This is a genomic window from Vibrio sp. SNU_ST1 (assembly GCF_030563405.1).
Taxonomy (GTDB): Bacteria; Pseudomonadota; Gammaproteobacteria; order Enterobacterales; family Vibrionaceae; genus Vibrio.
Genome location: NZ_CP130749.1, coordinates 170,664 through 197,452 on the forward strand (window position 1 = coordinate 170,664; position 26,789 = coordinate 197,452).

At 44.4% G+C, this 26,789-nt stretch carries 18 protein-coding genes and 1 pseudogene; 4 read left to right on the forward strand and 15 right to left on the reverse strand.

Features of this window, described 5'->3' with window-relative positions:
* Positions 1–36: 36 nt before the first annotated feature.
* The 8 genes and pseudogenes from Q5H80_RS15115 to malT form a co-directional block, all read right to left on the reverse strand.
* Positions 37–217 (reverse strand): annotated as a pseudogene (locus tag Q5H80_RS15115) (hypothetical protein); the annotation flags it as partial.
* 161 nt (positions 218–378) lie between these two features.
* Positions 379–1,596 carry a serine/threonine transporter SstT gene (gene sstT / locus Q5H80_RS15120; protein ID WP_304570251.1) on the reverse strand — a complete coding sequence of 406 codons (1,218 nt, stop codon included), beginning with the start codon at positions 1,594–1,596 and terminating at the stop codon, positions 379–381.
* Between the two features lie 389 nt (positions 1,597–1,985).
* Positions 1,986–3,050 (reverse strand): ribosome small subunit-dependent GTPase A, encoded by a 1,065-nt coding sequence (rsgA, locus tag Q5H80_RS15125; protein WP_304570252.1) that lies wholly within the window; start codon positions 3,048–3,050, stop codon positions 1,986–1,988.
* A gap of 483 nt (positions 3,051–3,533) precedes the next feature.
* Positions 3,534–3,992, reverse strand: coding sequence for a copper chaperone PCu(A)C (locus Q5H80_RS15130; RefSeq protein ID WP_304570253.1), 459 nt, complete (start codon positions 3,990–3,992; stop codon positions 3,534–3,536).
* A gap of 113 nt (positions 3,993–4,105) precedes the next feature.
* Positions 4,106–4,702, reverse strand: coding sequence for an SCO family protein (locus Q5H80_RS15135; protein ID WP_304570254.1), 597 nt, complete (start codon positions 4,700–4,702; stop codon positions 4,106–4,108).
* On the reverse strand, positions 4,699–5,139 hold the full coding sequence (locus Q5H80_RS15140; RefSeq protein ID WP_304570255.1) for a hypothetical protein: 441 nt from the start codon (positions 5,137–5,139) through the stop codon (positions 4,699–4,701). The genes Q5H80_RS15135 and Q5H80_RS15140 overlap by 4 nt, the downstream gene beginning before the upstream one ends.
* Positions 5,140–5,338: 199 nt before the next feature.
* A complete protein-coding gene (locus Q5H80_RS15145) occupies positions 5,339–6,259 on the reverse strand; it encodes a DUF368 domain-containing protein (RefSeq protein ID WP_304570256.1) in 921 nt (306 codons plus the stop codon).
* Between the two features lie 564 nt (positions 6,260–6,823).
* Positions 6,824–9,532, reverse strand: a complete 2,709-nt coding sequence (gene malT, locus Q5H80_RS15150; protein ID WP_304570754.1) for an HTH-type transcriptional regulator MalT — start codon at positions 9,530–9,532, stop codon at positions 6,824–6,826.
* A gap of 566 nt (positions 9,533–10,098) precedes the next feature.
* Between malT and Q5H80_RS15155 the strand changes: the two genes are divergently transcribed.
* The 3 genes from Q5H80_RS15155 (at position 10,099) to glgB (ending at position 17,268) form a co-directional block, all read left to right on the forward strand.
* On the forward strand, positions 10,099–12,552 hold the full coding sequence (locus Q5H80_RS15155; RefSeq protein WP_009845842.1) for a glycogen/starch/alpha-glucan phosphorylase: 2,454 nt from the start codon (positions 10,099–10,101) through the stop codon (positions 12,550–12,552).
* A 176-nt stretch (positions 12,553–12,728) separates the two neighbouring features.
* Positions 12,729–14,909 (forward strand): 4-alpha-glucanotransferase, encoded by a 2,181-nt coding sequence (malQ, locus tag Q5H80_RS15160; RefSeq protein WP_304570257.1) that lies wholly within the window; start codon positions 12,729–12,731, stop codon positions 14,907–14,909.
* A gap of 175 nt (positions 14,910–15,084) precedes the next feature.
* Positions 15,085–17,268, forward strand: a complete 2,184-nt coding sequence (gene glgB, locus Q5H80_RS15165) for a 1,4-alpha-glucan branching protein GlgB (RefSeq protein ID WP_304570258.1) — start codon at positions 15,085–15,087, stop codon at positions 17,266–17,268.
* Between the two features lie 147 nt (positions 17,269–17,415).
* Here glgB and Q5H80_RS15170 read toward each other — a convergent pair whose 3' ends face one another.
* The 5 genes from Q5H80_RS15170 to Q5H80_RS15190 form a co-directional block, all read right to left on the reverse strand.
* Positions 17,416–18,255: an energy-coupling factor transporter transmembrane protein EcfT gene (locus Q5H80_RS15170; protein WP_304570259.1), complete on the reverse strand. Its 840-nt coding sequence runs from the start codon at positions 18,253–18,255 to the stop codon at positions 17,416–17,418.
* The gene (locus tag Q5H80_RS15175; RefSeq protein ID WP_304570260.1) at positions 18,252–19,946 is read right to left on the reverse strand and encodes an ABC transporter ATP-binding protein; all 1,695 of its coding nucleotides are present in this window, start codon (positions 19,944–19,946) and stop codon (positions 18,252–18,254) included. Before Q5H80_RS15175 ends, Q5H80_RS15170 begins: the two co-directional genes overlap by 4 nt.
* A 6-nt stretch (positions 19,947–19,952) precedes the next feature.
* Positions 19,953–20,501 carry an ECF-type riboflavin transporter substrate-binding protein gene (locus Q5H80_RS15180; protein WP_304570261.1) on the reverse strand — a complete coding sequence of 183 codons (549 nt, stop codon included), beginning with the start codon at positions 20,499–20,501 and terminating at the stop codon, positions 19,953–19,955.
* A 308-nt stretch (positions 20,502–20,809) separates the two neighbouring features.
* Positions 20,810–21,940, reverse strand: coding sequence for an HlyD family secretion protein (locus tag Q5H80_RS15185; protein WP_304570262.1), 1,131 nt, complete (start codon positions 21,938–21,940; stop codon positions 20,810–20,812).
* A complete protein-coding gene (locus Q5H80_RS15190) occupies positions 21,940–22,335 on the reverse strand; it encodes a DUF3302 domain-containing protein (RefSeq protein ID WP_304570263.1) in 396 nt (131 codons plus the stop codon). Before Q5H80_RS15190 ends, Q5H80_RS15185 begins: the two co-directional genes overlap by 1 nt.
* A 262-nt stretch (positions 22,336–22,597) precedes the next feature.
* Here Q5H80_RS15190 and Q5H80_RS15195 point away from each other — a divergent pair, with 262 nt between their 5' ends.
* Positions 22,598–23,506 (forward strand): DMT family transporter, encoded by a 909-nt coding sequence (locus Q5H80_RS15195; protein WP_304570264.1) that lies wholly within the window; start codon positions 22,598–22,600, stop codon positions 23,504–23,506.
* A gap of 96 nt (positions 23,507–23,602) precedes the next feature.
* Here Q5H80_RS15195 and Q5H80_RS15200 read toward each other — a convergent pair whose 3' ends face one another.
* Positions 23,603–25,183: a GGDEF domain-containing protein gene (locus Q5H80_RS15200; protein ID WP_304570755.1), complete on the reverse strand. Its 1,581-nt coding sequence runs from the start codon at positions 25,181–25,183 to the stop codon at positions 23,603–23,605.
* Positions 25,183–26,652 carry a hypothetical protein gene (locus tag Q5H80_RS15205; protein WP_304570265.1) on the reverse strand — a complete coding sequence of 490 codons (1,470 nt, stop codon included), beginning with the start codon at positions 26,650–26,652 and terminating at the stop codon, positions 25,183–25,185. The genes Q5H80_RS15200 and Q5H80_RS15205 overlap by 1 nt, the downstream gene beginning before the upstream one ends.
* Between the last annotated feature and the right edge of the window lie 137 nt (positions 26,653–26,789).

Here is a 26,789-nt window from a genome sequence, read left to right on the forward strand (position 1 = left end):
ATGAGTGTAGATGTTATAACAGACTGTATTAAGCCGCTAAGGTGATCCGTTATTTATACGGTAGGTATTATACCAATCGTAGTAAATAACTGGCCACCCTAGCTTGCTAAAACGCTCGATAACTGCGTTAGTATTTTTGACTGTAGAATAACTACTTATCGAAACTTCTTGTCGAAAAGATCAGCCTTGTTCTCAAGCCTTTTCCCTGCGCTATTTTTGAACACTTACTTACTGTGATTGGTATTATTGACTGCGGCGGGTAAAGCACTTAAACAAAAAAAGGGAAGCATCAGCTTCCCTTTTTGTTTATGTACGATTTGCTTTTTAGAGCTTAGAGCTTAGAGCTCAGAACTGTTTAGGTTCAGAGCAGCTAAAGGCTTATTGCTCTTTGTTTTGCTCGGCTTTACATACAGCAGCAGTGAACACTACGTCAGTTGAGCTGTTGAGCGCTGTTTCAGCAGAATCTTGAATCACACCGATAATGAAACCAACCGCTACAACCTGCATCGCTACATCGTTTGAGATGCCGAATAGGCCACAAGCTAGCGGGATAAGCAGTAGTGAACCGCCAGCAACACCCGATGCGCCACATGCTGATACAGCAGCAACAAGGCTTAGTAGAATCGCAGTGAAGATATCAATCTCAATACCCATAGTGTGTACAGCAGCAAGCGTTAACACAGTGATGGTGATTGCAGCGCCTGCCATGTTGATCGTTGCGCCTAGAGGAATCGATACAGAGTAAGTATCTTCGTCTAGTTTTAGCTTCTTACAAAGGTTCATGTTCACTGGGATGTTTGCAGCGCTTGAACGAGTGAAGAATGCCGTTACACCAGATTCACGAATACATTGCAGTACGAGTGGGTATGGGTTTTGTTTTGTTTTAATAAATACAAGCAGTGGGTTAACTACAAGTGCGATGATCAGCATTGAGCTTAGTAGTACTGCTAGAAGTTGACCGTAGCTTGCCAGTGCATCGAAGCCTGTTGTTGCGAATGTTGCAGAAACAAGACCGAAGATACCGAATGGCGCAAGACGAATAATGAAGCGAACAATGTGTGAAACACTGTGGCTTAGGTCTTCGAAAACCGCTTTGGTTGTTGCAGATGCGTGGTGCAGTGCAAGACCAAGACCGATTGCCCAAGCTAGAATACCGATGTAGTTCGCGTTCATTAGTGCGCTAACTGGGTTGTCTACAAGCTTGAATAGAAGCGTATGAAGAACTTCCGCAATACCTTGAGGAGGGTTAGCACCTTCAGCGCCAGCAACCAGTGTCAAAGTGGTTGGGAACATGAAGCTCAGTACTACAGCAGTCAGTGCTGCAGAGAACGTACCAATCAGGTAAAGCACAATGATTGGACGCATATGAGTATGCTGACCTTTCTTTTGGTTTGCGATAGAAGCTGCAACAAGAATGAATACTAAAATTGGGGCAACAGCTTTCAGAGCACCAACAAACAGGCTACCTAATAGGCCTGCATCTTGAGCTGCTGAAGGAGAAACCATGGCGAGAACGACACCGAAAACAATACCAGCAAGGATCTGTAGAACGAGATTTCCACGAGCGATGCGGGCGAGCATGTTGTTATTTTGCATAAAATACCTGCAATTGTTAATTTATTATAGTGATGTATCTTTTTATGAAGTTGTACCAAATCCAACTATACACTAGCGGAATTGGCGGTCATATTAGCGGGATCTAAGAGGGTGTCTAGGGATAGTTTACTTTTAGGGTTATTGTTTGCGCTATGTGGTGTTTTTAGAGCTAAATGTTAAATAAATGTATTTTGATTGAGCTATAAATCTGCTGATTCTCATTTGATAGATTCAAAACACTGCAAATGTAGAAATGTAAACGGCTATAGGAAAGAACATTGTGTGCATAAATAACCACACCATTATCAAATTGAAACAAAAAGCCCCACGTCTTTAACAAGGTGGGGCTTAGTTGTTTAAATAAAGCTTATTGTGATTACCCCAAGGGTTTAGTCAGAAGCTTTTTTAATGTTGCGGCTTTCTGATTGCACGGTTTTGTACATCTTGGAAAGCTGCTTACTGTTCGCGCGTTGCTCTGCCAATGAGGTGCCATTTCTGGCTTGCTCTCTCAATAACTTTTGATAGTTAGTAAATCGTCTTTCAGACAAATCACCACTTTCAATCGCCTTGCGTATCTTGCACCCCGGTTCTGATTCATGATGACAATCAGAGAATCGGCAATGCATGGCTAACTCTTCGACGTCAGAAAAGGTTTCACTCACGCCTTCAGCGCAGTCAGCAAGTTGTAGCTCTCGCATTCCTGGAGTATCGAGTAGTAAGCCGCCCGATGTTAGCAAGTGGAGCGATCGTGATGTGGTTGTGTGTCGGCCTTTGCTGTCGTCTTCACGAATGCCACCTGTGACTTGTTCAGCCTCACCAAGTAACGAGTTGACCAAGGTAGATTTACCCACACCGGATGAACCCATTAAAGCCACAGTCTTGCCCGCTCTACACCAAGGCGACAAAACTTGAGTTGAGTCTTGGTCTAGGCTATTTACGGCTTCGATCATTAGCATTGGGTCTAAGCTTTGCACTTGTTGTATTTTGTCTTCGTAGTCGTCACACAAGTCTTTCTTGGTGAGTACGATAACCGCTTCAACCTTTGCTTCATTGGCGAGCGCTAGGTAGCGTTCAATACGGCTTAGATTAAAGTCGTTATTTAACGAAACCACGACAAAAACCGTGTCGATATTAGCTGAGATATATTGTTCTGCGATACGGCTACCTGCAGCTTTACGGCTGAAGAGCGATTGACGGTCTAATAAACGGCCGAATTGCAGTTCAGAGTTCAAGATTACCCAGTCGCCAACCGTCATTGCGGGTTGTTTTTGATGGATAGGGAGAACGATTTCGCCTTGTTCTGACGCTAGTGTATAGCCGCTACGGTGGTGCGCGGTAATACGAGCAATAACGGATTGGTCATAGTCTTCGAGTGTCAGTTGTTGTTGGAATACAGGTTGCCATCCAAGTTGTCGAAGTGACATTGGATGAGAAAATGTGTTTTGTGAATTCATGTCTATTTACCCAGACGTGCGAGCTTTCTTTTTTGTGAGAGCATTAACTTCTTGTGAGATCTCTTATTGTTGATGAGATCAAAAGAGTTAATGAGACCAAAAAGAGTTGCTGAAATTAAAAGCGTCGAGACGTCAAAAATGTTTTGAGTTTGGGTCGAATTCAAATAGATAGGACCCCGGATTTAGTCATGCGCTATTGGCATGAGGGATTGATCTCTTATGGATCAATAGCAAACCGGGTAAAAGTGTGCGGTAGTCACGGGTGACGAGATGTTGGTCGATCGGTATTTAAGTTGGATTAACCAAACAAATTAACGCGTTACTTTTACTGCCAGTTTTAGTGTTTTGATTACAATCATCTTCTATTCTCCTTGGGTTATTAATGTGCTCAGGCTTCAAATATAAAGCGAACTCAGTTTAGCAAAAAGCCACGATGGCGAGAAGTCATCGTGGCTTAAATTATTTCATCGATTGTGAATTTGATTAATGATGATCGTGATTCATCTTTTTCATACCGCTCATCACTTTCTTCACTGGCGCATCAAAGGTCTGTGTTTCACCGTTTGCGAAGGTCAGTGTCATTTTGATTTGTTCACCTTCTTTTAGGCTGCTTTTTAAGTCAAACAACATGATGTGTAAGCTACCTGGTTTAAGTACAGCTTTACCATTTGCAGGGATGGTGATCGCCTGAACTTGACGCATCTTCATTACGTCGCCATCAACGATAACATCATGAAGTTCTACCTTTCCAGCAGCTGGTGTTGTTGCAGAAACAATAGCGCGATCTTTATCGCTGTGGTTCATCAGAGTCGTGAATACCGCGCTGTTCACTGCTGAAGGTGGGGTTGCACGCGCGTACGCGTCATGAACCATAATGTCGCTATTTGCTTGAGCAAGAGGAGTGAGCAATAAGCCTGCTAGAGCAAGTACTTTTAACTTCATGTTGTTGTCCTTAATTTTTTGTTTTGGTCTGGGGCCTGACTTTTTGTTCGAACTTTATTAGTTAAGTTCTTTATTTTTGTACACGTTGTTCTCGTCGCTGATGACTTGGTACGTTAGCGCGTTAATGTGTTGATAGCTTCAACAATTGGCGCTGGAGTTAACGTATGCGGCACTTTGGTAATCAGCGTGCCATCGGGTTTTAAAAAATAGAAATATGAGCTGTGGTCTAGGGTGTATTCCAATTCTGAACCTTCAAGCTTGGTCTTTCTAAAAATAACACCGTAGTTGTGTGCAAGCGTTGTTGTCACATCTAACGGACCACTTAATCCTTCCATCATTGGGTGGAAGTATTGTGCGTATTCGTATGAGGCTTCAGCGGCGTCGCGCTCAGGATCAAGAGAAACAAACATCGGGCGCATCTTGGCTTTTGCTTCATCAGAAATCTGGTTAAGTGCTCCGGCTAACATTGCTAGAGAAGTAGGGCACACATCTGGGCAACGTGTGAAACCAAAGTAAACGATACGAATTCTGTCATCGGTTTGGTCAAAGATTTCCGTTGGCTGGTTATCTTTGCCGAAAAGGGTTGTTGCGGAGAATTGTTGTTTTGCCGCGCGTTGTTTTTGAGCTTCGTTTTGCCCATCAAGGTAACTTTTAACGCCAAAGCCAAGGACAAAAGCGACAACCAATGCTAACGACCAATTTCTACTCATCTTGCCATCCTTATTGCCGGGTTTACAGTATCGACACCATCAGTGAGCTCACCGATCCATGTCATCTTGTCTAAAGTACATACAGGTAAAATTACATCACCTTCATAGGTATTATTGCCAATGCTTTTCAATTGAAAACGTGCCGAGCCCATTTCCATCTCTAAACCTGTAAGCGACAGCATTAATGTGTCAGAGGCTGCGTCTTCCCATACCACTTTGATTTTGGTGGGAGCCTGAGGTTGAGCCGTCTCGCGATCAAGTGTCATCGTAACTGTATTTTGCTCACACGATGTGGTGGAAAGCATGCAGTAATCATCTAAGTTAACGTCAGCAGAGGCTCGCTCCATCGCGGATTCAAATTGCTGAATGGCTTGCGGCCCATAAAAGCCTGCCACGAGAGCGATCCCCAGAGCAGCAACCTTTAATGCAGAGTGCATGTCGTGTTCTCATCTAATTTTATAAGAGCGGCGATGTTATCATACCCCTCAATATGTGCTTGTATCAAAAAGCAATTTTGTGCGTATGGTAGAACAAAAAAAGCGAAGCCATTGGCTTCGCTTTTGTCTGTGTCATAGGACGTGAGCTTAGTCTTTCTAAGTTCTATCCGTTCTGAACACGTTCCAGAATTACGTTTAATTAGTCAGCGTTGCGCTCTGCAAATTTCTCTAACCCCAGAACCAAGGCAATGGCAACAAACATCATCGCAATAGCCATTACTAGCTGTGAAGGCTGAGAGGTGACTGCTTCAAAATCAAACGGTGACAAGTTCTCTTGAATCAGAGGAACTTGTTCACCTTTAGAGTTTATACGCCAACTGATCGTTTCTTTCCACGGCCAAATCTTCGGCAGTGTACCGATCATCAAACCAGTCAAGAATACTAATGTGAAGTCGCGGAATGAGCGCAGTAACCAAGAAAGTACGTGAGAGAAAGTTAGCAGGCCAATCACACAGCCACCAAGGAATAGGGCAAGTACATCAACCTGAAATTCTTTAACGGCACCAAGTACCGGGCCATACATACCAATTAATAGCAGAATGAAGCTCCCTGAGATACCTGGCAAAATCATCGCACAGATCGCAATCGCACCTGCAATGAGAATATTGATACTGGTAGGTTCCATTTGCAGCGGCTTAAGCACGGTAATGCTGTAAGCGAAGGCGATACCAAGCAGCAAAAATACGAATCGAATCATATCGCGCTTTTCTACTTGTTTAAGAATATGGAAAACCGACACCAAGATAAGGCCAAAGAAGAAAGACCACAGTGGAACCGGGTGGGTGACTAATAACCAAGAAATCAGTTTCGCAAATGTCGCTATGCTCGTGAATACGCCTGCGAACAGTGAAATTAGGAAAAAACCATTGATGTGGCTAAACGCGGCTTTGAAACCTTCACGCTTCCATAATCCAAGTACGCTAGGGTTAATTCTTCGAATGCTTTCTAGTAGCGTATCGTAGATACCAGTGATGAATGCGATGGTTCCGCCCGACACGCCAGGGACAACGTCGGCTGCGCCCATTGCCATGCCTTTGAAAAAAGTACTTAAGTAGTTCATTGCTTCATAGAGTTGAGGGTGATTTTGTGCAGTATACAAACTTTAGTGTAAAAAAAGTATGAATATACCTTTGGCGAGGTGCTTTTATTACCTCTTTAATTGTAAGGCAATACGTTGATGTGAACATCTGTCTTACATTTAAAATACAACTGCTTGGTGTCTTATTATTGTCGGCTTCAGTGAAACTTGTTTTCTATCGATATTGCATCTTGGTTGCATTATGCAAATGCACTTTGCAATTCGCATCATGAATTCGAGGTTTTTATGCGATGCAGGGCTTATAAAACGGCTGAATTAAAGTTGGCACGTTAACTGCACTGTATACATTGACCCTTCTTAAGCCGAGGGTCACCTAGCCAACTGACGTTGTTAGTGAACTTATGATTTGTTCACAAATATATAGAGCCAATCGCGATTATTGCGGTTGGCTATTTTTTTGTTTGTCGTTTGGCTCTTTATGATCTGCTATCTGCTATCTGCTATTAACCCATGCTCCAAACGAAAAAAAAAGCCAGTTACCATAGGTAACTAGCTTAAGCTTTTCTCGAATCAATCTCGAATCGTTTAGTACCCCATCAACTGCAGTAAATTCTCCGCTGTGCTGATCGCTTCTTTACGGTTAGCAATGTTTAGCTTTTGGTATAGGTTACGGATGTGAGTCTTGATCGTGGTACCTGCTACATCGAGTTCTTGAGCGATCTGCTCGTTACTGAACCCTGAATAGATCAAACCAAGTACTTGCCATTCACGTTGGGTGAGTGGGCTAGTGCGCACAAGTTCAGGAATGTTTGGGTGATTTACTAAGTTTTCAACAAAGTCTTCATCAAAGTGAACCGAGCGGCTGCGTTGGGTGGTCGAGATATCTTTCATGATCTGTTGAGCGCGATGGCGTTCTAAGTCACCTAAGCCAGGCTTGTTGCTCAACTTATCCAAGATATGTCCGATGGTCCCGCCGTCTACTAAGAAGTTGCCGACCATACCGGTTTGGTTAGTCATATGAAGCGCTTCTTCAAGTAGCACGCGTGCGCTGTCTTCATCGTTAATTTGTGTACGTAACACGGCTTCAACGATCAAGTTTCGGTTGGTGTCGGTAATCAGGTGTGAACGCTGAGCTTCACTCTTAAGGAAAGTCAGCGCTTCTTCCGCTTCTTCATGCTGCTCAAGAATGATGTGAGCGCGAACGATGTTTCTCCATTGCAGTTGGCAGAAGTGGTTACTTGCCGATTCAGGTCGAACAGCCACATTCAACCAATCACGTATCGCCTCTTTATTGCCTTTTACTTGCCAAAAAAGAATCAAAGAAAGGGAAGCGTTCGCCGTCCAGTCCACGTGGTACGTTGATTGACGCAATAGGTGCTGAATTTGGTCGATAAACTTAGATGCTTTATCAATTTCACCGCGACTTAGTGAAATACGAGCCAGCATTGAATAGCTGTGAAGGTGTTTACTTGGCGAATGGTGACCAAGGATATCCAAGCCTTTGTAACAGCACTCTTCCGCTTCATCTAATCGGTTCCAACACCAGAATATTTGAGCTCTAACACGCAGTAAGAATTCATGCAGAGGCACGTATTTTAGCTGGTGCTCTTCGATCAATTTGAACGCACTGTCTTGCAGCTCGAATGCCGCTTGAACGTAACCCTGTGCAATTAAGATCTCGCTTTGTTGTAGAATCGCCCAAAGCGCTTGGTGGTAAACTTGGTACTGGCGTGCAAGTTTTTCTGTTTGCTGCATCATCGGCAGTGCACGGCTCAAGTTGCCCATTACGTGATTGACTTCACCAACAACAGACGTGGCGACAATTCGGCTACGATAGACGGTGGTGTTCAGCTGACTTAGCGAAAGCTCTGCCAATTCCAAGGCTTTTTCAGGTTCATTACTGTTAATAGCAACTTGCGCGCGTAGGGCGTTGTATTGACCTTGTTGTTGAGTATCGAGTTCAATGTTTCGAGCTTGATATTGTGTTTCAGCCTCTTCCAATAATGTCCCTACTTGTTCGTAGCGGTGCTGACTTTGTGCTAGCCAAGCTCGTAACATGGACAGTTTAGGGTCGCTGTAAAGTTGATCCGTAGTCAGTTGCTTGATCGCCATCTCTAACGAGGAAAGCTCGCCTTGGTTGAACATCGGCCAACCGTGGTCTGTCAGTATTTGAATGATCAGTTCTGGGTCTTCAGCGCGCTGTGCATGGCGCAGTGCTTGGTGTGGTGTGTCTTGTTTAATCCACGCCTTCGCGGCACTTCGGTGCAATTCTGCTTCTTGTTGAGGGATTCGAGCTTGACGCTCATGTGCCAAAAATTCACCAAACAGGTTATGGAAACGATACCAGTTCTTCTCGCCTTCAAGCGGATAGATGAATAAACCGAATCGATTTAATGATTCGATCATACCCAGTGCGTCTTCACGTTGTGTAAGCGCGCAGACTAATTCGTCATTGAAATGATCAAGCACTGAACACTGCATCAAGAACTGTCGAGTTTCTTTGTCTAACAGGTCGAAAACCTCTTCAACCAAGTAGTCCCAAAGATGGGCTTGATTAAAGTGGGAGAAGGACTCAGCAGACTGCGCAAGCGTACGTTTTTGATGTTGGGCTTGCAGCGCAATAAGTTGAAGTGCAGAAGGCCAACCCTCTACATATGTACAAATACTGTCTGCCGTTGTGTCATCAATACCATCGGCAACTCGCTGATTGAAAAAGCGCGTGGTCTCTTCGGTATCAAAAGCCAGCGAGTCATTACCTAATTCGATCATTAAATCTCGAACGCGCAGGTTTGCTGTGCCTAGTGGTGGTGTTCCGCGACTGGTTACAACCAACGTAAGATTGTCGGGCATGTGTTTGAGGAAAAAGCGCATTGCTTCTTGAATGTCATCATTGTTGACTAAATGGTAGTCGTCTAAAACAAGAAAACATTCATGATGGTAGTCCGACATTTCGGCGAATACTTCACTCAATAAAGAGTGCAGCGATGAAAACTGTCGTTTCTCTGCCAGTTTTTGGGCATTGGGACAGGCGTTTTGAGTCGCTTTATTGAGTGATTGGAGTAGGTAGTTGATAAAACGGAAGGCATCGTTGTCACTATCATCGATGCTGTACCAACCCACATTCGGCTTATCTAACAGCCACTGTGCAGCCATGGTGGTCTTGCCATAGCCCGCAGGAGAACGGAACAATACAAGCTTATAGCAATCTGCGTTCTGGAGCAGATCGAGAACCCTAGGTCGTAGGATTGCATTATGTAAGCGGCCTGGACGAGTCAGTTTCGAAGGGATCCACATGTCGAAGTTTTTCACCTATTCCGTGGCGTATGTTTTGGGGGGCCTTAAACCGTAAAGGAGTAGCCCAATCACATCTGCCTAATTACTTAAGTCTGTACTTATGTTACGTGAAGAAAAATGGCATCGACTATGATTCTCCTCAGAAACCTTGCGGTCTTGCATGTTTTTGGCTTTCTACGCCCTTAATTTGAGGCTTTGCTCACGTTTCGGGTTGGTTTGTGAATGTGACTTTGTTCGGTCTTACACTGAAATTTATGCAAAAGATGAGATGTGGGAAATAATTTCGTGATCTCAAACTCAGATTTGCTAATCAGTTTATTCCGGTTAAATAAAACTCACATCAATTGAAGTTAAGTTATCGAACGGGAGCTTGTGATCTTAGTCACTCCAACTTTTTGTTCGAAGTTAGAACATGAGAGTCAGATCACTAACCGTAATGGCGGTACGCCCCTACGCCCTCTCATCTACTCCTAGTTAGTTGCATTAACAGGAGGATGTTTAGTTAATGGTGACCATGCACGATATGTCACAGATGAATTAGAACTATTAAAAGCGAGATTTCTGAAATGAAACCAACTCAGCAAAAAACTTTCGACAAAGTGTCTTTCCAAGAAAGTGTTAAAAAGCATTTATCTGCAACTTACGCAACAACGATTGAAAACGCAGATAGCCGCGCATGGTACCTAGCGATGGGGCGTGCGTTAGCAGAATTGACAACATTTGACCTGCTAGAAACTGAAAATGATGAAAAAATCAAAAACGCGAAGAGCGTTAACTACCTTTCATTAGAGTTTTTGATTGGTCGTTTAACAGGTAACAACCTGATCAGCATGGGTCTGTACGAACAGATCACTCATGCAATGGAAGAGCTAGGTCAAAACCTAACCGACCTTCTAGAAGAAGAACGCGACCCATCACTAGGTAATGGTGGTCTTGGTCGTCTTGCTGCTTGTTTCATGGATTCTTGTGCAGCTCAAGAGTACCCAACAGTAGGCTACGGTCTTCACTACGAATACGGCCTATTCAAACAGTCTTTCCAAGATGGTCGTCAACAAGAAGCACCAGACGCATGGCGTGGTGTTGAAGGTTACCCATGGGAAGTAGCTCGTCCAGAACTAGCACAACACATTGGTTTTTACGGTCATGTAGAAGTTGAATTCATCGACGGTAAAGAAGTTCGTACTTGGGTTCCAGGTATGGAAGTAAAAGCAATGCCTTGGGATCTACCTATCGTAGGTTACGAGTCAAACACGGTTTACCCATTGCGTCTTTGGGAGTGTCAGGCAATTGCACCATTCTCACTAGCAAGCTTTAACAACGGTGATTACTTCGAAGCGCAACACTCGCTAATCGATGCAGGTAACATCACTAAAGTACTTTACCCGAACGACAACCACGAAAAAGGTAAGACACTGCGTCTAATGCAGCAGTACTTCCACTCAGCAGCGTCAGTTCGCGATATTCTACGCCGTCACGAAGCAGCAGGTTTCTCTCTAGAAGATCTGCCTAAGCAAGAAACGATTCAGCTTAACGATACGCACCCAACGATTGCGATTCCTGAGCTAATGCGCATCCTAATCGACGAGAAAGGTCTATCTTGGGATCAAGCATGGGAAATCAGTGCACATACGTTCGCGTACACGAACCACACGCTACTTCCAGAAGCACTAGAGACTTGGTCTGAATCGCTGATCAACCGTCTTCTTCCACGTCACATGGAAATCATTTTTGAAATCAACCACCGCTTCATGCAAGAAGTTCGCAAGATGTGGCCTGGTGACGGTGAGAAACAAGCGAAGCTTTCTATCATCCAAGAAGGTTTCCACCGCATGGTTCGTATGGCAAACCTATGTGTGATTGGCTCTTACAAAGTAAATGGTGTAGCTGCACTTCACTCTCAACTGGTTAAGAAAGACCTGTTCCCAGAGTTCAACGAAATCTTCCCAGGTAAACTGACTAACGTAACGAACGGCATTACGCCACGTCGTTGGTTGAAGTTCTGTAACCCAGGTCTATCTAATCTAATCACAGGTAAGATTGGCTCTGAGTGGCCAGCAAAACTTGAGCAGCTAGAAGGTATCGCTAAGTTTGCAACAGACGCGAAATTCCAAAAAGAATTCATGGCTGTTAAGAAAGAAAACAAACAGCGTCTTGCTGATTGGGTTCAAGAGAACATGGGTATCGAGCTAGATACTAACGCTATCTTCGACGTTCAAATTAAGCGTCTGCACGAATACAAGCGTCAGCACCTAGATTTGCTACACATTCTGTCTCTGTACCACCGTATTCTTAACGAACCTGGTTTCGAGTGTGAGCCACGCGTATGTTTCTTCGCAGCGAAAGCAGCACCGGGTTACCACCTAGCAAAAGAAATCATCTTCGCGGTTAACAAGATTGCAGAGAAGATCAACAACGATCCTCGTATCGGTAACAAGCTTAAAGTGGTATTCATCCCTGACTACCGTGTAAGCATGGCTGAAATCATCATCCCTGCGGCAGACGTTTCTCAGCAAATCTCATTAGCTGGTAAAGAAGCTTCAGGCACGGGCAACATGAAGATGGCTCTAAACGGCGCTCTAACTATCGGTACGATGGATGGTGCAAACGTTGAGATTCGTGAAGAAGTTGGTGATGAAAACATCTACATCTTCGGCCTAGAAGTTGACGGTGTTGTTGCACTGAAAGCTCAGGGTTACAACCCATACGATTACTACAATGCAGACCCACTATTGAAAGCATCTCTAGATCTACTGACTGGCGATGAGTTCACTCCAGGTCAACCCGGTCTTCTACGTGCAACGTTTGATAGCCTACTAGACGGTGGTGACCCATACCTATGTCTTGCTGACTTCGCTTCTTACGTGAAAGCACATGAAGACATGGGCACACAATACAAAGACCAAGCTGGTTGGGCTAAGAAAGCGATTCTTAACACGGCATTGGTTGGTAAGTTCACATCAGACCGCTCAATTCGCGACTACGTGAATAACATTTGGAAACTTGAAGCGGTTAACCGTTAATAGTTGCAAAGTAGCCAAGGCAGTTTCTGCCTTGGCTCAATTAGCTTGTGAGCAAATAGACGGCTTATTCAGATAGCAATGCTTACAAACTGATTGTCACAAGCTAATTGATTAGTAAAAATTAAATAGACAACCCTACAAAAATTGAAAGCGTCAGAACGTTTTCGGAGAGAGCGATGAAAGAACAGACCGTATTAAAACAAGTCGCAGAAATGGCAAATATTGCCGACAGTTACGTTAGTGCGTGGGGCGATGAAGCACAAGTATCAGAAGAGACGATTACGTCTCTATTGGCTTCATTGGGCTACGATACAAGCAGCGATGATGCACTGCTTAAATCTGCAGAAAGAAAGCACAGAAAAGATGTACTAGACCCGGTTCTTGTCTTGCGTGACGGTGAGCCAGTAGAAGTGACACTCAACCTGGGTGTGAGTGCTCGTGAAAGTGAGTTCAGCTGGCGCTTAGAAACAGAGCAAGGAGAGGTACTTGAAGGCTATCTTCAATCTCAAGTCGTTCGTGACGAGCGTGCCGAGGGTGGCCCTTTAGTGTTTGCATTGCCAAGTGATTTGGCATGGGGTTATCACAAGCTTATTGTGAGTCGTAAGCGCCGTAAGAAACCTTACGAGATGACGCTGATTATTACGCCAAAAGCGTGCTTCAAGCAGTCACCCATTGAGCAAGGCAAAAAGCTTTGGGGACCAAGTGTTCAACTGTACACGCTAAGAACTCAGCACAACTGGGGTATTGGTGATTTCGGTGACCTAAAACAGCTTGTTTCGGATATCGCTTCTCGCGGTGGTGATTTTGTTGGTCTAAACCCAATTCACTCTCTGTTCCCTGCGAACCCGGAAGGTGCGAGCCCATATAGCCCGTCTTCACGTCGTTGGTTGAACGTCTTATACATTGATGTGAGTTCAGTTCCTGAGTTCGCATTAAGCGCGGAAGCGCAACAAACGGTAGGCAGCGCTGAGTTCCAGCAGCGCCTACAGAAAGCTCGTGAAGCACACTGGGTGAATTACACAGAAGTTTCTGAGCTTAAGATGAGCATCTTGCCTCTGTTATTCGCAGAATTTAAGACTCGTCATCTAGACAAGAACAGCGATCGTGCACAAGCGTTCTTAGCGTTTGTTGAAGAGGGCGGTGAAAGCCTGATGCATCAAGCCGCGTTTGATGCGCTGCACGGTGAACTGCATGCTGAAGATTCAGGTATATGGGGTTGGCCTGTATTTCCGGAGAAATTCCGTACATTTGAAAGCCCTGCGACCCAGAAATACATCAAAGATAACCTAGATCAAGTGCATCTATACATGTACCTACAATGGTTAGCCGATTGCCAAATCAACGATGCACAGTCTCTTGCTGAAGAGAAAGGCATGACGGTTGGCCTTTACCGTGACTTAGCGGTAGGCGTTGCAGATTCTGGCAGCGAGACATGGGCTGATGAAGGTAACCTAGTGATGGATGCGAGCATTGGTGCTCCACCGGATATTCTTGGTCCTCTGGGTCAGAACTGGGGACTACCTCCACTTAACCCAGAAGTGCTTCAAGAAACAAGCTACGACGCTTACGTCAAATTGCTTCGTGCCAACATGAAGCACTGTGGTGCATTGCGTATTGACCATGTTTTAGGTCTGCTGCGCTTATGGTGGATTCCAAAAGGTGAAAACGCAACCAAGGGCGCGTACATCTACTACCCAGTACAAGACATGCTGTCGATTCTGGCGCTTGAATCTCATCGCTACCAATGCAGCGTGATTGGTGAAGACTTAGGTACGGTGCCGGATGAAATCGTAGACATCCTTGCTGAGGCTGGCGTGCATTCTTACAAAGTATTCTTCTTCGAAACATCAGAAAATGACGGTGGTTTTATTTCTCCGAAGCACTACGCGTCACAATCGATGGCGGCACTGTGTACTCACGATATGCCAACGCTTCGCGGCTTCTGGCACTGTGATGACTTGAAAATGGGTCAAGAGATTGGTTTATACCCAGACGCACAACAGCTAGAAACTTTGTTCGATAACCGCTTGGAGTGCAAGCAAGGTATCTTAGACTCAGTGGCATGGCACGGCTTCCTACCTGAAGGTGTGGGGCGCGATGCAAGTCAAGTGCCGATGGATTCTTATCTTGCTGAAGCGCTTCAGTTGCACGTTGCGGCTGGTGGCTCAACACTCCTGAGTGTTCAGTTGGAAGATTGGCTAGAGATGGATAAGCCCGTTAACATCCCTGGTACTGTCGATGAGTACCCTAACTGGCGCCGTAAATTATCAATGAACTTGGACGAAATCTTCGCTCATGAAGGCGTGAACCGTATCGCCTCTAAGCTAACTGACGTTCGAGAAAAAGCTGCTAAGTAATGGACTTGAGTGGCTTGAAAAGAGGTGGTTTTTTGCTTACGCCGTACGAAACTACAACCTCGGTCACTCAATATTGAATGCTCATCTGGTAGAATAAACCGTCGTTATATTGCCCGCACTAATAGCGGGCATTTTTGTATTATGTTTTTTGGATGTTTGGTTAGGGAGAAGCGTTTTGGAACTAAGTTCGATTTCAAAGCAAAAACAAATATATACCCAACTATCACAGGCTTGCTTCACAGACCCATTTGCGTTTTTAGGGCCATACTTACCTTCTGAACAAGGTTCATTACGAGTGTGGATTCCTGGGGCAGATAAAGTCGAGTTGATTGTTGGAAAGGAACCTCGTATTAAGTTAGCGCGAGAGGGTGAAAGTGGTTTCATTCTTAAGCAAGAAAGAGACTTACGTTTTACTCACTACAAGCTTGCGGTTGATTGGAATGGAGTAGAGCAGATCATCGATGATCCATACCAATACCATGATCTGTACGCGAGTTATGAGGATCTTCATACACCTAAAGATATGTATCATCACATGGGGGCTCAGTTTATTACGCTAGAGCGTGATGGACAGACGATTTCAGGCACGCGTTTCTTGGTGTACGCACCGCATGCAACAGCGGCTAGCTTGGTGGGTAACTTCAACGCTTGGGATGGTCGTCGCCACCCAATGCAGCGTCTAGATTATGGTATGTGGGGCTTATTCATTCCCGATCTGGAAGAAGGCGCACAATACAAATTTGAATTAAAAGGACCTGATGGCGAAGGCTTGCCACATAAAGCTGACCCATGGGGTTTCTACTCTGAGCAATACCCATCATTTTCATCTGTGACTTACGATCACGCTCGTTACGAGTGGCAAGATTCTCAATGGCAGAATCGCCCGGTCACGCAAAAGCGCAAAGAAGCCCTTTCATTCTATGAATTGCATGCCGGTTCTTGGAAACGCAATGCTGAAGGTGAATTCCTAAACTACCGTGAGCTAGCGGCAGAGCTAATCCCATATCTCACGGACCTGGGTTACACACACGTAGAGTTGATGCCGGTTTCAGAGCATCCGTTTTACGGTTCTTGGGGTTATCAGCCAATAGGCTTGTTTGCGCCAACAAGTCGTTTTGGCTCTCCAGATGATTTCAAATTCTTCGTCGACCAATGTCACCAAGCCGGTTTAGGTGTTGTTCTGGACTGGGTTCCTGCACACTTTCCAAGTGATGATCACGGCTTAGCTAACTTTGATGGAACGCCTTTGTTCCATGATCCAGATCCACGCCGTGGTTGGCACCAAGATTGGAACTCGTACATTTACGATTTAGGCAAAGAGCATGTTCGCCGTTTCTTGGTAGCAAACGCTCTGTACTGGTTCGAACAATTCCATATCGACGGCATTCGTGTTGATGCGGTTGCTTCGATGTTGTACCTCGATTACTCGCGTAGCCATGATCAATGGATTCCAAATGTTGATGGCGGCAATGAGAATTACGACGCAATCGCGACATTGAAATGGATGAACGAAGAGGTGTACAAACACTTCCCTAACGCGATGACAATTGCTGAAGAATCGACGGCTTTCCCGGGTGTTTCAGCGCCAACCTTTATGGGGGGGTTAGGCTTCGGTTTTAAGTGGAACATGGGTTGGATGCACGATAGCTTGTCTTATATTCAAGAAGATCCAATTAACCGTAAATATCACCACGATACGATTACCTTCCCCTTGGTTTATGCTCACAGCGAAAACTACGTATTGTCTTTGTCTCACGATGAGGTGGTTTACGGTAAAGGCTCTATCCATAACAAGATGCCGGGTGATGAGTGGCAGCAAACGGCTAACCTACGCGCTTACATGGGTTACATGTATGCACAACCGGGTAAAAAGCTGAACTTCATGGGCGCTGAATTCGGTCAAACGGCTGAATGGAACCATGATGATCAACTGCAGTGGTTCTTGTTGGAATATGAACGCCACCAAGGTGTTCAACGCTTAACGAAAGATTTGAACAATCTATACCGCTCTGAGGCAGCAATGCACGATCTTGATTTCGACCCGAAAGGTTTTGAATGGCGTCTACAAGATTCTGCTGAAGCAAGTATTTTAGCTCATGAACGTATTAGTGAGTCGGGTGAACGAGTATTGGTTGTTTCTAACTTTACGCCCGTTCCTCATGAGCGTTTCCGTTTAGGTGTTCCAGCCCAAGGCCAGTACTCGCTATTGCTGAATACTGACTCGGCTGATTACGCAGGCAGCGGTTTTGAAGTGAAGCAGGTTGCTGAGGTTGAATCAGTAGCAAGCGAAGGTTTAGACACGTCGATTGAGCTGCGTTTGCCACCACTTTCAACAGTGTTTTACAAATTAAATCAATAACAATTACAGTAAGCAATTGATCTAAAAGACAAAAAAGGGAGCCCTGAGGCTCCCTTTTTTGTTTCGATTTTCACGCTAAAACGGTTTGAATTTCGTTAAGTCGAACATTAAGCAGCACGCTCTTTAAGCGTCACTTTCAATGAAAACCTAAAATGGATACCAGAATAATTGTGGTTCTAAAATACGTTTTACGATCGCTAACACAACGATAAAGGCGATAACCATTAGCCAAACATAATCGATACGTTTCAAAGGCGCATAGCTATACCAAGTTCGTGACTTATGTCTGCCAAAACCTCGTAACGTCATTGCGTTTGAAATCTCGTCTGCACGGTCCAAGCTAGAAAAAATGAGCGGACCTAGAACCTTAGCAACGTTTTTGATGCGAGTGAGTAAAGGTGCTTTCTTAGATAGTTCAACGCCACGAGCCTGTTGCGCGTGCATGATATTGATGAAGTCTTTTTTAACTTCAGGTAAATAACGCAGTGTTAAGCTGACCGCATAGGCGATTTTGTATGGAACGCCAATACGGTTGAGGCTCGCTGCAAACTCGGTCGGGTGCGTGGTAAAGACGAAAATTAAGGCTATCGGGAACATGCTCATGTATTTGAGCGTGACAGTAACTAAGTAAAACAGAGTCTCTTGGCTCAACGAGTAGTTACCCGGCAGTGTCAGTAATAGAGTCTCGCTACCAATGAGCTCTGTACCTTGCTGTGGAGCAAGCAGATACATGAACAAAGCATTTAGGCTTAATACGCTCACCGTTCCCAATAACAAAGGCTTATAAACGCGCACAGGCACATTGGTAAGCTTTAGCAGGAATAAACCAGTCACAATAAGCAGCGTAATCAATCTCAGGTCGAACGTAGTCAAAACCACAGTGACCCAAGCGAGAAACAGTACAAATTTAGTGATGCCGTTCAGTGCGTGTAGCGGCGATTTTGTATCAATGTAATTGATACCGAATTTTACTTTTGATGCATTCATAGCGAGCTTCTCTCGTCGTCGATGAAGTACTGCATAAACGCGTTGGTATCGTCGATTTTCATCATGGTCGCAAGTTCATAAATGCTGGTGGTACAAAGGTTCGCACGTTCTAAAAGCGATGGCTGACTAAACACTTCCGTCATGGCTGCATTAGCAATCAACTTACTGTCTGCGATTACGATCGAACGTGTGGTGTATTCTAGAACCAAGTGCATGTCGTGTGAGATGATCACAACAGTAATACCCAAATCTCGGTTAAGCTTTTGGATGAATGCCAGCATCGATGTGTAGTTACGGTAGTCTTGGCCTGCTGTTGGCTCATCTAAGATGAGGAGTTCAGGTTCCAACACTAAGATAGAAGCGATCGTTACACGCTTTTTCTGACCATAGCTCAGAGCTTCAATGGGCCAGTGGCGGAACTTACTTAACCCACAAAGCTCAAGAACGTTCTCTACTTTTTCTGTGATCAGCTGTTCTGCAATACCGCGGTTACGAAGACCAAAAGCAATCTCATCAAAAATCATATGATGTGAGATCATATGATTCGGGTTCTGCATCACCACACCGACTTTCTGGCTTCTTTCAAAGATGGAAAGTTCAGATAAGTCTTGACCATTTAGATAGGAAGAACCTGAATCAGCATCTATCACACCCATGATGAGTTTGGTGATAGTGGATTTTCCTGAACCGTTCTTGCCCAAAATCGAGACAAACTCACCCTTACCAATTTTGAAACTCACATCTTCGAGTGCATTTTTTTCGCCGTCATAAGAATAAGTTAAGCCATGAACTTCGAGCAAAGGCTGGTACTGTTTCTCTGCTACCGGTGCCGGGCGCTCAGCAAACCAAGCTTGAACTGCTGGACGGAATCTTTTGTAATCCAAAGCTTTGAGGTTTGAAAGTTTATCTTCGTTAGTCAGGGGGGCTTTTGCTGCTTTAAGCGCTGATAGATAAAGAGGTTCACGAATACCGTGCGTCTCAAGTAACTTGGACGCTAAGATGTCATCCGGAGTCATATCTGCGACAATTTCCCCGCGCTCCATTAAGATCACACGATCGATATCGCGATGTAGAACATCCTCAAGGCGATGCTCGATAATCACGATAGTCTTGTTGGTTTCTTTATGAAGTTGGTCGATGATCTCAATTGTTGCTTTGCCCGTTTTAGGGTCAAGGCTTGCTAGAGGCTCATCGAACAGCAAGATATCGACATCATCGACTAAAATACCTGCTAACGATACTCGTTGTTTTTGACCACCTGAAAGGTCATGAGGAGAGCGATCAAGCATATCCGCTAGGTCGACCATTTTTGCAGTCGATTTAACTAACGGGTACATATCAATGTTCGACATCAACTGGTTTTCTAATGCGAACGCGATATCTTCACCGATACTTAACCCCACAAATTGGCTGTCAGTATCTTGTAATACTGTGCCTACTTGCTCGGTATAGTCGTGCATTGAAAACTCAGAGACATTCTTGCCGTTGATCTCTAAAGAACCTGATACCTCACCTTTAATTGCATGAGGTATCAGACCATTGAGACACTGACCTAGCGTAGATTTACCACTACCACTTGGTCCAATAATGACGATTTTCTCTCCTTTCTCTATCCTTAGATTGATATTTTTTAGCGTCGGTTTATCCAGCGACTCATATCTAAAAGAGAAGTTCGAAAATGCTATAGTCATTAGCGTTTATGCCTCGGTCAGGTTACGGCTTTGTTTGTTACGTTTAGCGACTGATTTTAGGATCAGGAAGCCTACCACTGCGATAAGAATAGTGTTGCCCGCAGCGATGATAGACAGTTGAGTGAAGACTTTAGTAAACGGTTCTGCGTATAGGATGGTGTCTAGGAACGCAGAGCTACCATAACCCACAACGTTACCCGCAAGGGCAAGTACCACAAACAGTGCAAAATCTTTCATTGGCAGTTCGCCTTGTTGAAGGCGGTTCTTAGTCATCATTGGGAATAAGCCGATAACCATACCGACAATACCTGAGCCCAATACCCAAGTTAACCATACCCCCCAACCTGCGAACAAATCCGTTACCCAGTGACCGATAAAGCCAACCAAGAAGCCAACAACAGGGCCAAACAAAACAGAAAACAGTGCTAGGACTGCCATTGCTGGTTTCAATGTCGTGTTAGCAAACACTGGGACACCAAACATAGGTAAACCACCAATGCCGTACAGTGCCGCGCCAATAGCAATAACGACGACTGTTTTAGCTGAAAAGTTCATAGATAACCTCGAATACTGAAAATAAAGCATAATATTCGCCATTATTAATATGCGTCTCAATGAGAACATTTTTTGGGCAAATATAAAAAATAAGGCGCGCATTATACAGTAGAACCCTTCCATAAGGGAAGGTAAGTGTCTAGATGTCTAAAATTCCATCTAGACGCATTAATATCATGTAAAAAGCGCAATTTTACGGTTAATCAAGCAACAAAAAAGCCAGAACGAGTCTGGCTTTTTGATTCATATTAACAATGTGTTAAGCGGGGGCGTCGTATATCTACGGCCGTTTAGTGGTCTAGCTCTAGTTAGTGGTCTAGATATAGGTAGTTTTGCCAACTCTTCATGCGAATAAGCACTTTACGCATGATAGATACGTGAGTGAAGCTGTCAGAATAAACGGCCACTTCCACGGCAGTACCCATAGGCAAATGGTACTCAGACAGATCATCAGTGATGGTCAGCTTAACAAATACACGGCCGCTAGTACGTAGTGCGTCAGTACCTAGAAGTGTGCCTCGAGCTTGAAACTGGCTTTCACCAATGGCTGGGATCACTTCATCAATGCGTCCTTTAAACACTTTTCCTGGTAGTGCTCTAAATAGAAACTCAGCTTCGTAGCCAGGTTGCAGGCGTTGTAGTGAGTTTTGTCTAAAGGCTGCGGTATAGAATTGCGCCTCAGTGTGAACAAAGGTCATCACCGGCGCTAATGGTAGTGGTACAGCCATTACACCAGGACGAAGTGCTAGTTGGGTTACGTAGCCATCGGTTGGTGCTCTTACCACCGTTTGGTCAAGATTGAATTCAGCTTTACGTAAATCAGCAAGTAAGCCTGCAACCGCTGTATTCTCACCGCCAATCTCAGAGTTAAGTGCGATCTGAGCTTGTTGTTGGTTTGCTTCGGCTACTTTTACTGCGGCTTCGGCACCCTTATAAGCTTGTCTGCGAGTATCTAATTGTTGTTCAGTGAATGCGCCACTCTCAAAACCACGCTTGTAACGAGAAAATTCGCGTTGAGCTTTATCTCTTTCGGCAATTGCTTTGATTTTGGCTGCTTCTGCTTCTCCAACTTGCGACTCTAGACCTAAGGCACCTTGACTCGCTTCTTTTACTTTGGCTTGCAGCTTAGCAACTTCAGCTTCAAAAGGAATCGGGTCTATTTTGAAAAGGATATCCCCTTGCTTGAGAGGCTTATTTGCTTCAACCGGAACCTCGATGACTTTGCCTCGAACTCCTGAAACAATCGGTGTTGTTGAGTAAACTTGATTACCGATTTGTGTGAAAGGGTGGTTGTAGTTCATCAATAGAATCAAAGTACCGATGAGGACAACACCACCCAGTACGGCAGTGGGGACAGTCCATTTGTTTAGTGGGATTTTGAATACTTTGAAAATCGTAATACAAAGCGCCGCGTAGGTCATTATCAGCAGTAAATCCATTACTTAGCCTCCTGATCTTGAACGTTGATTGTCTCTTTCTCTGTGCTGTTTTGCTCAGTATCCATTTTCTTTAGTTGTGCAATTTCGTCCTGAAGTGCACTCACTTGGTCGATGAGAGTGTCGACACGATGATGAATGTCGTGTTGTTCTTCTTCAAGCTTAGCGAAGCCCCAGCCACGATCTTTGCGCCACAACGTAGCCCAAATCCAAAGGAACGGCCAAATAGTGTGTAAGGTGAATAGGCTAACCCAGCCTGAGACATGAATAGCGTCTTGATGAGGGTGATTGCGTTCTTTCGCAATTTCATAGGGAATATCGTGAATAACGATGATGCCGTAAAAGATAACTAATGCTACGAAAATCAGTAGACCGAGTGCAAAGTAGTCTAAAAACATAACAGATCCTTGTAATGTTAGATGTTAGTTATAAATATACTACGCTATCATCCAAGTAATTGTTATAAAAATGATTTACCGAGTTGAAAATAATATGTTGCCGCTAATAATGAGAACAAAACCATCGATGGATCTTATAAAATTCAATTGAATTTGAATAGGTTATTTCGGATTTCTTGCTGACAAGATGGCAGTTCTGATTTAAACGATGCGCATAGCCATAACCATAGTCATAGCAACAAAAAATAAAGGATAAATGCGGATGTATATAGGTGAATTAGCGGCCATTGGCGCTGCGATGGTGTGGGCGTGTGCGACATGGATCTATGGGCAATTTGGACATCGCTTCTCTGCGATGCAATTGAACATTGTTAAGGGTGTGGTGGCGTCAGGGATGATGTTACTGGTAATGCCTCTTATCCCGATGCCGGAGTTTGAACTGAGTACTAACCATTTTCTGATATTGGCAATTTCAGGTGTGATTGGCATTGCGATTGGAGATAGCGCCTATTTTGCGGCATTAAAAAGAATTGGTGCCAATAAGACCTTGTTGCTGGAATCTCTGGCTCCACCTCTTTCTGGTGTTTTGGCATTAATGTTTCTTGGCGCGGCACTCACATTGCAAAGTTGGCTTGGTGTTGTGATAACAACATTAGCGGTGACCTTTGTGGTCTTTCAGCCGTCGAAATCAGCGAACGGTAATAATATTTCTAATGACAAAGCACAGTGGGTTGGCATTGGATATGGGCTTATGGCAAGTATTTGTCAGGCGTCGGGTGTGGTGATTTCCCACTACGCATTGGTGGCGGGTGACATTCCACCATTGTTAGGTGCATTGATTCGCCTGACGATTGGCGTGTTTACCGTAATGCTGATTATCCCTTTCGTTGAAAAGAAGCCGTACTCGTCGATAAAAAGAGATTTATGGGCAATGACCAAGCTCGATAAACTTTGGTTATTAGGGGCAATCTTTGTCGGGACGTTTCTCGCTCTATGGCTTCAGCAAGTGGCGTTGAAAAATGCTAACCCTGCGATTGCTCAAACATTGATAGCGACCAGCCCGGTCTTTATTTTGGTGATTTATGCGATTAGAGGAGAGAAGGTGTCAAAACAAAGTATCATCGGGACCCTGGCCGCATTAGGTGGAATCTCTTTGTTCTTTTATCAATAAGAGGCGAGCTTAGCTACAGACCTACAGACCTACAGACCTACAGACCTACAGACCTACAGACCTACAGACCTACAGACTTACAGACGGGGCGTGTTACTACTCTGTACACACTTGATTACGTCCGTTGGCTTTAGCTCTGTATAGGGCTTTGTCTGCACGATAGAAGGTACGCTGAGTATTTTCTCCCTCGCGATGCAAAGTGATACCGATACTAACGGTTAAACCGCGCTCGCCGAGTATTTCATGCCACCCAAATTGGAAGATACGCTCTCGATAATTTTCAGAGTGCATTTCTGCTTTCGCAAGGTCAGTATTCTCAAGGATGACGAGGAACTCTTCTCCGCCAAATCTGACACATGACGCGCCTCTAAACTTAAAGTATGAACGCAGTTCTTGAGAAACGCTGACGATCGCTTTATCACCCACTAAGTGGCTCAGTTCATCATTGATTGACTTAAAGTGGTCGATATCGATAACCATTAATGCGAAAGGCGTTTCGTGTAGCAGTAGATCTTTCAGTTTCACATCTAACCAGCGACGGTTGTGTAACCCGGTCAGTGGATCGGTGAAAACATCTTGTTGTAGTTGAGCAACTGTATTTTTATGCTGCTCTGTTGTCTCTTTAAGCTCTTTGTTCTCTTGTTCGGAGAGAATCAGTTTAAGTTGTAATTCAAAACGAGACAGGCGGCGTAGTTGGCTTGCTCCGAGTTCACTGATTGGGATCTGCTTCATCAGATCAGTTTCAATTCGGTAGCCTTTCTTTTCATAGCTCAGCGCTTCTTGAAAACGCCCTTGATTCATACACACATCACTTAGAGAATCGTAGAAACGCTTCGCAAGCACTGGTGATGAGTCGGGCTTCACACGCTTGTGAGTGCTCGACAAGATCATACTTGCATAGTCTTGTTTTCCGGTCGCACTCAGGCAGTGTGCTAACTCTAGACGAGTCATGGTCGCGAGCCAACTTGCTTGAGTGTTGTTGGCTGGATATTGAATTTTTGACAGACAACGTAGCGCTTCATGGTGCTTTTTCTTAGCACGGAGCACTTTTGCTTGATACAACAATATCTGAGCTGTGAGTAGCTTATCACTCACTAAAATGCTCAGTTCTTCGCATTCGTTCAGTAAGTCGCTGGCCGCCGTTATTCGGTTGAGCAGTAGTAAACTTGCTACCATATAAAGCTTGAATTTGAGACGAAGTGATCGACTGCTTATTGCGTGATCGATGCTGTTGATCTTTTGGTAGTAGCGAAGAGCTCTGCTGTGATCTCCGTAAGCGTCACACAGGTTCCCCATACCTAAGATAGCCATTACATATTCATCGATATGTCCGTACTCAACGGCGATTGTTGATGAGCTAACGAACTCATTCAGTGCCGACGTGTAATCACCAATTTCAACCAAGCGATTACTTAAGCTGGTCTTTACAGTAAGAATATCTTCTATATCTGTAGGAAGGTGGAGTAGGTCGAGTGCCAGTTTCAACTCATCAATACTAGTTTGATTTTGTTGTAACTCGGCGCGGTACTCAGAGCTGATGATGTAACAGTGTGCTTGTTCTGTTTGTGTCGTCGAAACGTGTTGGCGAATATGATTCCAGAATATGATCGCCTCTTCACCCGATACCGATGAAGGATCTAGACCTGCATCTGTAATCTTGCTTAATAGGGTTTCCATCATTCTGTTACCTCAGCATCGTCTTCTTCTAGTTGTTCAAGAGTGAACGGGAACGTCAAAATATCGTTGAGGCTGACGGTCGGTCTCGACCCCTTTAATCCTTTTCTGTGCCATGGGTAGATATCTAGCATGGTGGTCAGAGTTTTAAAGATCTGGTCTGCAGCTTCGTCTTTTTCGGAAAGCATCAGAGCAACGCGTTCTGAACTTAGCCTTGCAATGAAGTCGTTCTGATTACACAAGGTATGCGCTATCTCGGTACAGACATCTAAGTAATCGGTATCGACGTGATGGAACATGATGATGCAGTGGTTAGAGCGTTTAAGCTCCGTTTTAAATAGTACCAGTTTTTCCCACCAGAAGGTTTCGGAAACGACATAAGAGAGGTGCTTTTCCGGGTCGTGTTCGTGTTGACCTCGAATGCGGTTAATTAGCTTACGTGCTCTCTGTTCAAGCTGGCGTTTTGAACTGCGCGCTTTGTCCAAACCGACACGATTCGTTTGTTCTTTAAGCATGCCGGTAGAATATTGACGATACTTCTTAAAAGCGATCAATGCGGATTCAAAATCTTGATTTTCTTCAGCGACTAAAGACTGTTGATAACAAATTTGGCTAAGCAGTTCGCCATTATCGAATTCGTTTGCTGACTCTTCTGCCAGCCTTAGCAACTCGGCGGCTTGTTCTGGCCTCTTTCTTAAGAGCTCCAGTCTAGCTCGGCTGATGTAGGAATGCGCTTTCATCCATACCAGGTTGTGCTCTACTGCTAGTTTGTGCGCTTTGGCTGTGGCTCGTTCTGCATCATCTAAACGTTCAAGGCCAAGTAGGGCAAGGCCTCGAAAATCCCATACTTCAGCGTGCCAAGTATTATCTTTGTATTCCTTTAATGCTTCTTCTGCACCGTCGAGCACCGATAGCATTTCAACATAGTTGTTGAGCAGGTAGTAATCCCAAGCGAGCAGTATTCTTGCTTTGCCTTCTAACCAACCAATGCGGCTGTTATTAGCTACTTTTACAGCGAGCTGGTGGGTAGAGCGTGCAAGTTTATATTCGTGAGTCATTCGCCAAATGTTGCCAAGGCCAATGAGGCATTCAATTTGAATCTCCACTTCATCAACCAGTGCAGACTGTTCTAATGCATTGATCCAGAACTGTTGGGCGGAGTAATACTTGGCTTGTCCCCAGAATTGGAGAGCGTGTAAGTGGAGAATTTCAGGGAGAAAATGATCGGTATCTAATCGGCTTTGGCGTTTGTAAGCTTCCTTGATGTATTTTAAACCTTTCTGGTAATCCATAAGGTTCCAACAACATCTCGCCATTAACATTAATGACTGGATAGCGCCCTCTTCAAACAGAACTTGCTCTGATCTGACTAGGCATTGTTGTGCAATCTCTAGGATCACCAATGGCTCAGAATCAACGCGAGTTTTGAGTTGTTCTAGTTCGGTTTCAAGAAGGTACTGATTTTTGTCCAAGGCTTAGATCCATAATTATCGAACATATTGATAACACAATCATTATAGGAGTGTGATTGAGGATAAGCATCAATTATCTCTCGCTGAGCATAAAGGGGACACGTATCTTTTCCAATTTTGGGTGTTATCTCATGCTT